Genomic DNA, 12931 nt, shown 5'->3' with positions numbered 1-12931 from the left:
GGCCCGATCCTACCTACGCAGCCGGCAACGCCAGCCAGAAGTGGTCAGGAGTTACTTTGCGGAAGAGCACGTCCGATATGCGGCAACATGACCTCAAGCTGTCAAACATTTAGTGCTCTCCGTAGTAACTAATTGCTAATGATCCAGTTAGGCGATTTCCAGGCCGGTTTCGAGGGGGACTTATACTAAACTGGACTGATGCGGCCCGCCTCAAATGGGCCATCGAATTCTGCCCCACTCATTTCGGAATGTCTGGGGACCTGGAACCTAGTCTGCGAAGTCTGAGGAGTCTGTGGACGTTCGGGGCCGATTCTGCTTCCCTGTGCTGTTGCCGGCGTCTATAATGTATGGGACCGTCTGATATGAGACCGAGAACAGCCGCCCGCAGTCTTCTGGCTTTGTGCCTGGCGTTCGCTAGCGCGCGGTCAGTCGTGCACAGCGAAAACCTCACATTCAGGCCGAGCCAGTTCACACTCGTCACGGCTGAGCAGGCCGGGTTCGGAAATCCAAGGGGACAGTCCACGTCGGGACAGTCCCCGGATTTACTCGCGGGCTACGAGGTCGTGCTGGGCGAGCGAATGGACGTGAGCGATGAGCCGGGCGCGCCGCAGTTGCCGGTGGAGCCGGTCGTCATAGCGCTGCCCGGATACCAGAATGTCACCGCAGTGACGTTTGAGATTGGATTCTGGCAGTCGCTTCCGGGCACGCACAACGTGTTGCCAGCACAACGGCAGCAGGTGCTCATCGCGGGCACGGATCTCGGACGCAAGTCAGAATTCAAACTGCAGAATGCAAATGTCAAAATGACGGGTGAGGACGGAAGCGGATTCACGCATCCCAATCCGGCCATCTATGAGTCACATTCGGCCTATCCATCCATGCCCGTGCGCTGGACGGGGACGAGCTACAGGCATGATTCCACCTTCGTACAGGTGCTGGTCTATCCGGTGCGGTACATTGGAGCGGAGGGACGGATCGAAGTGTGTCGGAAGGTCAAGGTTGAGGTTGAGGTCCAACCGAGGTCAGGAGTCAGTAGGCAGAGTGCAGAAGGCAGAAGTTACTCCTCATCCCAGCCCTTTCCTGTCAGAGGAGAGGGGGAGCGAAGCGCGGGTGAGGAGGCGTTTGGCTCTTTTGAGTACGTGATTGTGACGGGTGCGGAGATGGCTACTGCGTTCCAGCGGTTGGCGGATTGGAAGACGCAGAAGGGTGTTCCGGCGGTCGTGCGTACGATGGACTGGGTCTACGCGAACTACACCGGCCGCGACCAGCCTGAGCAGTTGCGAAACTACCTGAAGACTCTGGCTGATTCGGGCGTGAAGTACGTGCTCCTCGGCGGGGACGTGGGCGTGGTTCCGTTCCGCAAGGCGTTTGCGATGGCATCGGAATGGGGAGCCGACCCACGCGAGGACTCGCTGCCCTGCGACCTGTACTTCGCCGACCTCGACGGCTCGTGGGATGCGAACAGCAACAACGTGTTCGGTGAGGTGTCGGACTCCATTGACCTCTACGCGGACTTCAGCGTGGGCCGAGCGCCGGTGAACGATGTTCCGCAGGCGTCGACGTTTGTGCGCAAGGTGCTCGACTATGAGCACGCCACGGTGCCCGGCTATCAGAACAAAGGTCTGTTCTTCGCCGAGGTGTTGTGGCAGAACCCGTACACCGACATGGGCGTGCACAAGAACAAGATTGAGCGACAGTCGTTCGCCTCGGGTTACAGCCTGACCAAGCTCTATCAGAGCCTGGGTAACGAGACGCGCTCCAGTGTGATGCAGGCGATGCGTGAGAACCAGAACTTCCTGAACCACGATGGCCACGGCTGGGTTGACGTGATGCAGTGCGGCGGGTCGGCGAACCGGATGCGCACGGCGGACGCAGACACAATCACCAACGCCGGGCCGGGCGTCCTCTATTCCATTGGCTGCTGGACGACCGCGTTCGATTTCACCAGCATCGGCGAAGCGTTCGTCACCAACCCGAACGGCGGTACGGTCGCGACTATCGGTAACTCGTCGTATGGTTGGGGCTCTCCCGGCAATCCCGGTTTCGGGTACTCGGACAAGTATGACAGCCGTTTCTGGCAAGCGATCACGGGCGAAGGCCTCTACCGCGTCGGCGACGCTCTGAGCGCGGCCAAGGAGCACTACGCGCCGTTCTCGCGGGACCAGAACGTTTATCGCTGGCACCAGTACACTGTCAATCTGATGGGCGACCCGGAGATGCCCGTCTGGACCGCGCAGCCGCAGCACCTCGACCTGACCGGGCCGACGGCGGTTGGTATCGGCTCGGGAAGATATCAGTTCTGGGTGACGAGTGCCGGCGCACCGGTCCCCGGTGCGCTCGTCTGCCTGGCCAAGCCGGGCGAGGTCTACAGCCGGGGCCGGACCGATGGTGCGGGTCGGGTCTGGCTCGATGCGGAGCCAAGGACCCCCGGCCGGCTCGACCTGACTGCAACCGCCCACAACTTCGTGCCGTACGAGGGGAGTATCGGGTGCGACAGCGGAGACTACGTTGACCTGGCGGACTGGCACATTGACGACCGGGCCGGCAACGGCGACGGCGTCGCCAACCCGGGCGAGACGCTCGCGCTGTCACTCCTGCTGAGAAACAGCGGCAACGCGGTGTCGTGCCCGGTGATCATCAGGCTGAACACGGTCGATACCCGCGTCACTCTGCTCGACTCGGAGGCAACCGCTCCGGATCTCGAACCCGGCGACTCGGTTCGGGTCGATTCCGGTTTCCGGGTGGTGGTCGCGGCTGCTGCCCAGGATGGCGCGGCTCTGAAGTTCAGACTCGACTTGTTCGGGTGCTTCGTGATCAGGACGTTCGTGCCGGTGATCCAGGTCGGTGTGCCCGCCATAGGTCTCGACCGTACGTGGCTGTGTGCGCCGCCGTTGCTGCCGGGTGCCACACGCGGCCTCAGCGTTCGGCTTGAGAACCAGGGGTATGGGTACGGCCACTCTACCTGGTGCAGGCTTGTCTCCCTCGACGGTCTTGTCACGGTTGTGAAGGACAGCGCCTGGTATGGCGAAGTCGGGCCCCTCTCCTATGCCAGTAGCAGTGAGAGCTTTGAGCTTGCGGCGTCGGGCGCATGCCCGCCCGGTCATGTGGCGTTGATGGAGCTGCAGGCGAACGCGGACGGCTTCACTCGACGCGATACGTTCGAGTTGCTCGTCGGCGAGTACGGATTCTCCGACAACATGGAATCGGGAGAGGCGAAGTGGAGCCACGCCGGAGCCGGTGACCTTTGGCACCTGACGTCGTTCCGAGCGCACTCCGGCGCGCACGCATGGTATTGCGGGAATGAAGGGTCGCGGCTGTACGACAACCGCATGGACGCGTCTTTGATGACGGCCCCGTTCTTCGTACCCCAAGGCTGCACGCTCCGGTTCTGGCGCTGGTTCAAGACGCCGAATTATGGAGTCGACGGCATACGTGTTATCGTCATGCGGGAAGGGTCGGAGGAGACCCTCGACTTCCTCGGCACCGGGGGAGCACTGGGAAAGAAGTGTTCCAGTGGCCCAGTGGTCCAGTGGTCAAGTGAGGAACACGAACTCCGGAAGTCCGCCACTAGACCACTAGACCACTCGACCGCTAGACCACGATCCCCCGGCCCAGTGTCCCCGCTTTCGTCCAGCAACGAACCGGAGTCCGGCAATTCGGTCACTAGGCCACTAGACCACTTGACCACTAGACCACTCGTGAATGAAAGCCGCTGGGTCGAGGAGAAGTACGACCTGTCGTGGCTCGGGGTGGGCGAGCAGATTGGACTGAGACTGGCTTTCGTCAGCGACGGCGACACGGTTGACGAGGGTTTCTACATTGACGACGTCAGCGTGACCGGCGGCGGTCCCCCAGTCACAGTGGCCGGAGTGGAAGCCGCGCCCGGGCTTTTCCCGGGTCTTGACGTCTGGCCCAATCCGTTTCTACACCGTACGCAGATCCGGTATGGCGCGGGTGGCGAACTGCCTCGGCTGAGTATCTATGGCGCGGAAGGCAGGGTCGTGCGCCGACTGCCGGCGGCACGTATTGCGGTCTGGGATGGTAGCGACGACCACGGCCGCCGTCTGCCTGCAGGAACTTACTTCATCGAAGCCCGCACCCAGTCCGGGCGCCGAATCGCCAAGGTCCTCCTGGCGCGGTAGGCGACACCTCGACTCCGGACGCTGGCGTCTGCAGTTCGGATCCGTCGTACTGCATTCTGCTCTTCCTCTTGGTGTCTTTGTGCCTTGGTGGTGAACCCCATCCCGGTTCCTGTGGCATCGGTTCCGGCTTGACAAGAGAGAGTTTCGGGAAGATTATTGGGCATGAAACAGGCTATTGTCTTCATCCTCCTTTGTTCGATTTCTCCGGCTCTGGCGGTTGGGCCGGGCGTAACGGTCAAGGTTGAGCCGGTAGTGAGCGGCGAAGACACGCGCCTCGCTGTCCCGGGTCAGCCTCCGGCCGTCGTTGCTCCGGCTTCTGAACTCAGGCTGCTGCCTTCCGACTCCGGCTGGACTCTCATCGACTCGATGGTTATGCACGCGATGATACCGGCCGGTCAGCGGATGGCGGTTGTGTTCGACAGCGCCACCGAGTCTCTGCGTGATACGTTGCTGCCTGAGTTCCTGAACGACTCGGCCAAGATGGCGGTGGCGATCGCGCCCGACTGGCTGCAGGACGACCTGGCCGACAAGTTCCGCCGACTCGGTGCCGCACAGCAGAGCCGCTACGCGGAGGTCATTCTGAACTGCCCGGACAAACGGTACTATGACGAGATCTGCTTTCAGGTCGCGCACCTGGCTCCGGGGACGTTGTCTTCGATGAACGCGCAGATTCTCGCCGACAATGTCCAGCAGGCGTATCAGGTTGACCCTGAACTGCAGTACGTCGACATCGTCGACTACGGCGACGCCATGCAGGGTGGCGACTACTACTCTACCACCAAGTACCGTGTCCGCGTACAGAGTGAGACTACGTGGGTGGAGATTCCGCGCGACATCTACTATTGGTGGGTCATCATGCCCAAAGGGACCGACGAGTTGCCGCAGTACGTGATGGACTATTTCTGGCGGGAGTACCTGTTCTACTGCAATGACTCCGGATACCCGCTGCTGCGGGAGAAGCTCGCCCCGACGCAGTTGTTCTGGGACGGCCGGAAGCACGCGTGGGGCGGCGGGTTCGAGGATACGATGCAGGCGGTGGCCGTGGTCGGGCGCTGGGCCGCGCTGACCATGCCGCGCGGCGCCGAAGGCAACCGGCCGATTCAGCCGGTCACCATCGCCCATGAGCACAACGGCAACTGCGGGGAGATGCAGGACCTGCTGCAGGCCGCAGCCCGTACCGCGCTTATTCCCTGCGGCGGGGTGAACGATATCAACGAGGACCACGTCTGGAACGAGGTATGGTGGGACAACCTGTTCATACCCTACGCCAATGACCCGACCACGCACATCGCTGATTCGGGTTGCGCGTACGAGAAGAAGTACGGCGGCAGCAAAGACTGCTCGGCCATCTGGGACTGGCGCAACGACGGCTGGCAGCGAAGCGTCATCGGCACCTACAGCGACGTCTGCACGCTGACGGTGCAGGTCTACGATTCGTGCCTGAGGCCGGTAGATGGTGAAATCGTGAAGCTCTCAAGCGAAGCATGGGGCGGTGGCATGATCAACTGCTTCTTTGGTGTCACCGACCGCAGCGGGCGCTACACCACGGTCCTTGGGGACAACCAGAACTACTACCTGACTCTCAGCGGGCCTCTCGGTGACGTCGCAGCGGGCAAGATTATCGACTCGGCTGCGGCGACCCCCGGCAGCAGCTTCTTCTACGCCTGCACGCTGTCGGGCAGGCTCGAATCGCTGGCGATTACGTCCGACAGCGGGACGCCGCTTGACCGGTTCCGAATCGACGTGAGCTATTCCGCAGCCCGGGAAGTCGTCTATGGCTATGACTGCTTCAACTCCGGCGGCTACAACGAATACGCTCTTGTCGATACGCCGGGCGCGGCCGACTTCTTCATTGCTTCTCAACCCGAGTTCCTGGGCTATCTCAGCGACCAGCCATTCCGCGCATTCGTGAACGACGAGAACCTGACGGCGGCGAATCACAGCCTGGTTCTGTCCGAGCCGGGCAATCACTACGCGGTCTTCTCGAACGAAGAGCAGGGTAACTTGATGGTGCTCGTCGACGCCACCGTGCGTCTGTATGGTTGGGACCTGGGGGTGGCCGAGACGCCGGGCGGCGTTCTGCCCGAGCGTTGGGCGACAATCGGCTCCAGCCCGTTCCGTGGCCGCCTGGCCATGCGCCTGGCAGCCAACCGGCCGGCAGACGCAGTCGTGGCCTTACTGGACCGCTCAGGCAGAGTCGTGCAGCGATTGGCGGCTCCGGGCGCCGGGCAGTGCCGCGTCTTCTGGGACGGGACCGACCAATCAGGCAGGAGCCTGAGCCCCGGTGTCTACTTCTGCCGGTTCACGGGCGGAGGCAGGTCATTGACCAGGTCAGTCGTGTATCTGGGGGTAAGATGAACCGCTATCTCGTTCTCCTGCTGCTGCCGGTGCTGGTAGTGGCAAGCGGGCCGGACCGTGGCGGCTATCGCTGGATTGACTCGGATGGGCCGGGCGGGCCGGCGTTCAACTGGATCGACATTGCCGGCACGGGCACGAAGATCACCCTGGGCGATGACGACAACCAGGGGCCGTTTGCCCTCGGGTTCAGCCATGGTTTCTACGGCAAGCTCTACGACTCGGTGCGGGTCTGCTCCAATGGCTGGTTGAGTTTCACGTCGGAAAGCCACCAGTTTCACCACTTCCCGGTGCCGGACACGCGCGATCCCAACAGCCTGCTGGCCCCGCTGTGGGCTGACCTCGACCCGGCGCAGGGCGGATCGGTCTACTACCTGGCGGACACCGCGCAAGGCCGATTCGTAGTCACCTGGCTGAACGTTCCTTTCCATAGCTCCCGCGATAGCTGCACGTTCCAGGTCGTGCTGGATACGAGTGGCAGTGCGCTCTTCCAGTATCTGCGTGTGCCCCCGGCAACACGGCTGGGGTCGGATTCCTGTTCAGTTGGTATCGAGAACGATTCCGGGCTGATTGGTCTTGAGTACCTGCGCAACGGCACTCCGGGGCAGAACCTGCTGCACGACAGCCTGGCCGTGAGGTTCTACCGTTTGCAGAAGGACGTCTGCCCGTCACTGGTCCTGCGGCCCGTGGGGCAGGCTTTTGTCGGGGACAGCGTTGCCCCGCTGGTGAAGTTGTGGAATCCCGGCCGGAGCGCCGCCACCTTCCCGGTGACGCTGAGCATCGGCGCAGGCTACGAGGCGGAGACAACGGTGACCGACCTGGCTCCGTTGGCCGAGAAACTGCTCCTGTTCCCGGCCTGGGTGCCGGCAGAGGAGAGTTGCGAGCTTGAACTCGTCACCTCTCTGAGCGGCGACGAGTTCCCCGCGAACGACACGCTGCGAACCGAGCTGGTAGGTTCGTACGCCGGCGAGCTAAGGTACGACGACGGCGAGCCGGACGCGTGGTACATGAAGAATGGCTCGCCCACGAACGAGTGGGCCGGGGCGGTCAGATTCTCGGTTCCCTACGGTCAGTTCCATCTGCGTGGAGCTCGTGTCTTCGTCGATGACACGACCCGGTTCAGCCGGGTCGTCGTCTGCCCGGATTCTGGGGACGCCCCCCAGGTCAGCAACCCCTACCTGCTGGCCGACTCGGTTGGGGCCAGCCAGCCGCAATCCTGGATTGACATCACGGCCGACACGCTGCTGAACACAGATGTCGACCTCTGGCTCGTGGCATTCTGGCAGGCGCGGGCCGTCAGTCCGCAGATAGGGGAGGACCGGGAGACGCCGATTGACCGGCGGTCGTACTTCGGTTCTCCGACCGTGCGCTGGTTCGCCTACAACAGCGGCGACGTGATGGCCAGGCTGCGGATTGACGGTCAGGTCGGCATCACTGAATTCAGGTCGGTACGTATGCCGCGCCTGGAAGTCACCCCTAATCCCTTCCGGCGCGCCCTGACGGTCTGTCTCACGCGCGGTACGTCTTCGGGCGGGTTGCAGATCCGTGACGCGACCGGCAGGCGCGTGCGTGACATCCGGCTGTCCGCGTCCGGAAGCGCAGTCTGGGACGGATGCGACCAGGCCGGACGGCGGCTGCCGGCCGGGGCCTACTTCGTCATCGCACGAACCGACTCGTCGGCGCGCGTGGTCAAAGTGCTCATGACCGAACGATAAGGAGGCAGTAATGCCAAAACTGGTACATTGGGAGATACCGGTCGTAGACATGAAGCGTGCGCAGGAGTTCTACGAGAAGCTGTTCGGCTGGAAGTTCCAGTCGTGGGGCGAAGCCGGCGACTACACCCTGTTCGATTCCGGCGAGAGCACGGGGGGCGCACTGATGAAGGTCGACAAGATGCCCGAGCCGGCGATCCGCGTGTACGTCGGGGTAGACGACATGCCAGCCGTGCTGGACCGGGCGGTTGCTCTCGGCGGCAAGGTCGGCCAGCCGAAGTCAGACATCGGTGGCGGGATGGGCTTTGCCGGGTCGCTGCTCGACCCGTGGGGCTGTCTTATTGGGCTCTGGTCCGAGAAGTAGCTGAACGCCACAGGATTGCCGCGCCGCCTCAGGGCGGCGCGGCGCTTTTCGGGGCGCAGGTTTGACTTGGCGGGCCGGGCGGGTAAGATTCCCCTTCCGGCAGGGCATTATCACCACCTAGAGAGGAGCCTTCGCGATGCGCAAGATAGTCGAGTGCGTCCCCAACTTCAGCGAGGGACGCCGGCCTGAGGTAATCGAGAAGATTGTCAACGTTATCAAATCGGTCAACGGCGTTTCCATGCTCGACCAGGAAATGGACTCCGACCACAACCGGGCGGTCATCAGTTTTGTCGGCGAGCCGGAGTCGGTGCTCGACGCCGCTTTCAAGGCGGTGAAGGCCGCGGCCGAGTTGATTGACCTGAACCAGCACCAGGGCGAGCACCCGCGCATGGGCGCGACCGACGTCGTGCCGTTCGTGCCGATTTCGGGCGCGACCGTCGAGGAGTGCATCGAAATGGCCAAGCGCCTGGCCAAGAGGATTGCCGACGAACTGCTGATTCCGACCTACCTCTACGAACTGGCAGCTACCCGGCCGGACCGGGTGGACCTTGCCCAGATACGGCGCGGCGAGTTCGAGGGCCTGCGGGAGGCGATTCGCACCGACCCGGACCGGGCGCCGGATTTCGGCCGACCGGAACTGCATTCGACCGCCGGGGCCACGGTCGTCGGCGTCCGTGCGCCGCTCGTAGCTTACAATGTCAACCTGGCCACGACCGACCTGAAGGTGGCCGAGCGCGTCGCCAAGGCTATCCGGTTCCGCGACGGCGGGTTCCGATATGCCAAGGCGCTCGGGTTCGAGGTCAAGGAAAAGGGGTGCGTTCAGGTTTCCATCAACATGACCGACTACACGAAGACGCCGCTTTACCGGGTCTTCGAGACCGTGAAACGCGAGGCAGCCCGGTGGGGCGTGAACGTCATCGAGTCGGAGATAGTCGGTCTCGTGCCGCAGGGAGCGTTGAACGCGAGCGCGCGCTACTTCCTGCAGCTAAACGGCTTCAAGAAGGACCAGATTCTCGAGAACCGGCTGGTGCCGGCCAAAGGTCTGCCCGATTTCCTGAACGACCTGGCTTCGTCCGCGCCGACCCCGGGCGGGGGTTCGGCCGCCGCGCTGAACGGAGCAGTCGGCGTGGCCCTGATGACGATGGTCGCCAACCTGACCGCGGGCAAGAAGGGCTACGAGGAGTTCTCCGACGAGCTGTCGGCGGTGCGCGACCGGCTGCTGCCACTGCGCGAGCGGTTCGTGACGCTGATTGACGAGGACGCGGAGTCGTTCAAGAAGGTGATGAGCGCGTACCGGCTGCCGAAGATGACTGAGGCGGAGAAGCAGGAGAGAGCGAAAGCGGTCAGCGAGGCCCTCAAGGTTGCGGCCGAGATCCCCTTCAAGACCATGAAGCTCGCGCTCGACGTGCTCAAGCAGTGCCGGCCTATCGTCGAGTACGGCAACAAGAACTCGATCACCGACGCCGGCGTCGGGACGATGAATCTGGATTCCTGTTTCCGGGGTGCGCGTCTCAACGTCCTCACCAATCTCTCCGGCATCAAGGACGAGGCCTGGGTGGCGGCGAAACGCGAGACCATGGATGAGATGGCATCGGAAATGGATGCGCTGGTGAAGGAGTACGGCAACACAGTCGCCAAGAGAATGGGCGACTGAGGGAATGACCACTTGTCAATTCCCAATTCCTAGCCGATCAGCCGAGCCGGAGGTCTTTCGTCGCTGGTCATTCGTCGGTCATTGGGAATTGAGAATTCGGCATTGGCCGGCCTTGAGCGCAGTGCGGCCCTGAGCAGGTGTCCATGAGCCAACTCCGGCAACCACCAGTGGAGAGTAGTGGTCTCGTTGATCTCCATGCCCATACCATCTTCTCCGACGGGCTGTTCACGCCCGAGGCACTGGTCGCGGAAGCAGCGCGGCTGAAGCTGACCGCCGTGGCCATCACCGATCACGACTCGGTTGGGGGCGTTGACCGCGCCATCGCCGCGGGCAGGCAGCACCAGCTGGAAGTCGTGCCCGGTGTTGAACTGAGCTGCAATACCAACGGCGTCGACGTCCACGTACTGGCATACTACGTTGACTACACGCAACCGGGTGTGCAGGAGTTCTTCGAGATGGTTCGGCAGAAACGGGCGGAGCGGTCGGAGAAGATGGTCACGAAGATGAAGGAGCTCGGGGTCAATATCTCCGTCGAACAGGTGCGCGCGCAGGCACAGGGAGCGGCGACCGGACGGCCGCACGTGGCGCAGGCCTTGGTCGAAGCCGGCGCGGTTCGGACCATCGAGGAGGCATTCCAGCGCTACATCGGGTACGATGGCCCGGCCTACTTCCCCAAGATGCAGCTGACGCCCAAAGAGGCAGTGGACTTCGTGCATCGCCATGGGGGCCTGGCCGTGGTAGCCCATCCCGGGACGTATCACAACGACGCCGCTGTCTACTCGACGATTGCGGCCGGAGCAGACGGCATCGAGGTCTGGCACCCGGACCACGCCCCCCGGAACGTCGACCACTACCGCGAGCTGGCGACCAAGAACGGGTTGCTGATGACCGGCGGCTCGGACTGCCACGGCGGACGGAAGCTGGGCAAGGTCTACCTTGGTTCGGTTACGGTTCCCTATTCCTGCCTGCAGGCGGTCAAGAACCTGCGCGACAAACTCGCCAGAGGTTAGCCCGGCCCGGAAGTGTCACCACAAAGACACCAAGACACAAAGGTCCGGAACCGGAATTCCGGTGTCCTCTTCGTGTCTTCGTGCCTTGGTGGTAAGACTCTGCTTCTGGTTCTTCTCATCTGTGGTTTCGCGGGAGCGCAACTGCAGATAGCCCGGTTGAAGTACGGCGGCGGGGGAGACTGGTACAATGACCCGGATGCGGTTCCCAACCTGGCCAGAGAGATCAACTCTCGGACAAACATCAGAGTCTCTGCCGATGAGGCGCAGATCAGCCTGCTCGACGAGAAGCTCTACCAATACCCCTTCCTTTTCATGACCGGGCACGGCAACATCAGTCTCACGGACGACGAGGTGAAGCGACTGCGTCATTTCCTTGAGACCGGCGGCTTCCTGTATGCCGATGACGACTACGGGATGGACGCATCATTCCGGCGCGAGATGGCGCGCGTGTTTCCGAACAGCCAGCTTGTGGAACTCGGATTCGATCACCCGGTCTACCACGAGGTCTTCGACTTCCCGGCCGGTCTCCCCAAGATCCACGAGCACGCCGACGGTCCGCCGCGCGGCTATGGCATCTTTGTCGGCGGACGCATGGTCGTGTTCTACACTTTCAATACTAACATCTCGGACGGCTGGACCGCGGCCCACAAAGACCCGCCGGAAGTGCGCGAACAGGCGTTTCGGGTGGGAATCAACATCGTCTCCTACTTCCTGACCAACTGACGCCGCCGGGCTCCGAAAACAGGGACACTTCCCTATTTTCTTGACACCCGGCGGCTGGGATGTATGCTCGCGGTATGTCCAGGATAGCTCGAGTTGTGGCGGTGGGATTGCCGCACCATGTCACACAGAGGGGGAACAACCGCAGCCAGGTGTTCTTTGATGATGACGACCGACGGTTCTACCTCTGGACGCTGGCCCAGTACCGGAGAAAGTACGGGGTGGACATCTGGGGCTACTGCCTGATGGATAATCATGTGCATGCTTTGGCGGTACCGCACGAGCCTGAGTCGCTTGCCCGCTGCTTTGCCGGCACAAACCTGGTCTACACCCAGCATGTCAACCGGAAGCAGCACCGGAGCGGCAGGCTCTGGCAGAACCGGTTCTACTCCTGCCCGGTAAGCAAAGACGAGTACCTCTGGCCCGTCCTGAGATACATCGACCGGAACCCGGTCCGCACGCAGACCGAGCGTCTGGCCTGGGATTACCGGTGGTCCAGCGCCCGTCACCACGTCACCGGTGAAGCCGACCCGCTGCTGAACGAGCCAGACTGGCTCTCAGAGGAGCTGCAGCAACGGAAGTACCGCAGCTACCTGCGAGACGAGCCGGAAGAGACTGCCGAAGAGATCCGGCGTACGACCATGACCGGCCGGCCCCTCGGAGGCAATGCCTTCCTCTCAACCTTGGAATCGAGACTCGACCGTGTGCTGGGCGTCCAGAAGCGGGGCAGACCCCGCAAGGATGACGGAAAATAGGGAAGTGTGGGGCTGTTGAGAAACTACTGTTGGGGGTGTGATTTCAGACCGCGAGCACGGATGTGACGCGGGACGGTCGCCAGAGCGCTGTCTTGATAGCTGAGTAGACTGCCGTGGCTGCCCGCCGCAGCAGTTGGGCGGCCTGCGTCACTGCCGGACGTCCGCCGCCGTGTGCCACCAGGCACTTGAGGTTCATGACCGCAGCCGCCAGGTACGCCT

At 62.7% G+C, this 12931-nt stretch carries 8 protein-coding genes; all 8 read left to right on the top strand.

All coding sequences use genetic code 11. The features are described from left to right. Positions 1 to 347 precede the first annotated feature (347 nt). Entirely contained in the window at positions 348 to 4142 is a 3795-nt protein-coding gene (locus tag FJY68_11255) for a hypothetical protein (protein MBM3332404.1), read from the top strand. A 162-nt stretch (positions 4143 to 4304) separates the two neighbouring features. Further along, positions 4305 to 6500 (top strand): hypothetical protein, encoded by a 2196-nt coding sequence (locus FJY68_11250; GenBank protein MBM3332403.1) that lies wholly within the window; start codon positions 4305 to 4307, stop codon positions 6498 to 6500. Further along, positions 6497 to 8212, top strand: a complete 1716-nt coding sequence (locus FJY68_11245; GenBank protein ID MBM3332402.1) for a hypothetical protein — start codon at positions 6497 to 6499, stop codon at positions 8210 to 8212. Before FJY68_11250 ends, FJY68_11245 begins: the two co-directional genes overlap by 4 nt. A gap of 10 nt (positions 8213 to 8222) precedes the next feature. Continuing rightward, positions 8223 to 8573, top strand: coding sequence for a VOC family protein (locus FJY68_11240; protein ID MBM3332401.1), 351 nt, complete (start codon positions 8223 to 8225; stop codon positions 8571 to 8573). Positions 8574 to 8709: 136 nt separating this feature from the next. Beyond that, the gene (gene ftcD / locus FJY68_11235; GenBank protein MBM3332400.1) at positions 8710 to 10227 is read left to right on the top strand and encodes a glutamate formimidoyltransferase; all 1518 of its coding nucleotides are present in this window, start codon (positions 8710 to 8712) and stop codon (positions 10225 to 10227) included. A gap of 143 nt (positions 10228 to 10370) precedes the next feature. Further along, the gene (locus FJY68_11230; protein ID MBM3332399.1) at positions 10371 to 11237 is read left to right on the top strand and encodes a PHP domain-containing protein; all 867 of its coding nucleotides are present in this window, start codon (positions 10371 to 10373) and stop codon (positions 11235 to 11237) included. A 99-nt stretch (positions 11238 to 11336) separates the two neighbouring features. Beyond that, a complete protein-coding gene (locus tag FJY68_11225; protein MBM3332398.1) occupies positions 11337 to 11960 on the top strand; it encodes a DUF4159 domain-containing protein in 624 nt (207 codons plus the stop codon). Positions 11961 to 12034: 74 nt separating this feature from the next. Beyond that, the gene (locus tag FJY68_11220) at positions 12035 to 12712 is read left to right on the top strand and encodes a transposase (protein MBM3332397.1); all 678 of its coding nucleotides are present in this window, start codon (positions 12035 to 12037) and stop codon (positions 12710 to 12712) included. Positions 12713 to 12931: the final 219 nt, after the last annotated feature.

This window comes from candidate division WOR-3 bacterium, from assembly GCA_016867815.1.
GTDB lineage: Bacteria > Hydrothermota > Tepidihabitantia > Tepidihabitantales > Tepidihabitantaceae > UBA2258.
This window is presented reverse-complemented; position numbering and strand designations above follow the sequence as displayed.

Coding starts and splice junctions, on each gene's coding strand:
- FJY68_11255 (MBM3332404.1), top strand. CDS start 348: ATGGGACCGTCTGATATGAGACCGAGAACAGCCGCCCGCAGTCTTCTG.
- FJY68_11250 (MBM3332403.1), top strand. CDS start 4,305: ATGAAACAGGCTATTGTCTTCATCCTCCTTTGTTCGATTTCTCCGGCT.
- FJY68_11245 (MBM3332402.1), top strand. CDS start 6,497: ATGAACCGCTATCTCGTTCTCCTGCTGCTGCCGGTGCTGGTAGTGGCA.
- FJY68_11240 (MBM3332401.1), top strand. CDS start 8,223: ATGCCAAAACTGGTACATTGGGAGATACCGGTCGTAGACATGAAGCGT.
- ftcD (MBM3332400.1), top strand. CDS start 8,710: ATGCGCAAGATAGTCGAGTGCGTCCCCAACTTCAGCGAGGGACGCCGG.
- FJY68_11230 (MBM3332399.1), top strand. CDS start 10,371: ATGAGCCAACTCCGGCAACCACCAGTGGAGAGTAGTGGTCTCGTTGAT.
- FJY68_11220 (MBM3332397.1), top strand. CDS start 12,035: ATGTCCAGGATAGCTCGAGTTGTGGCGGTGGGATTGCCGCACCATGTC.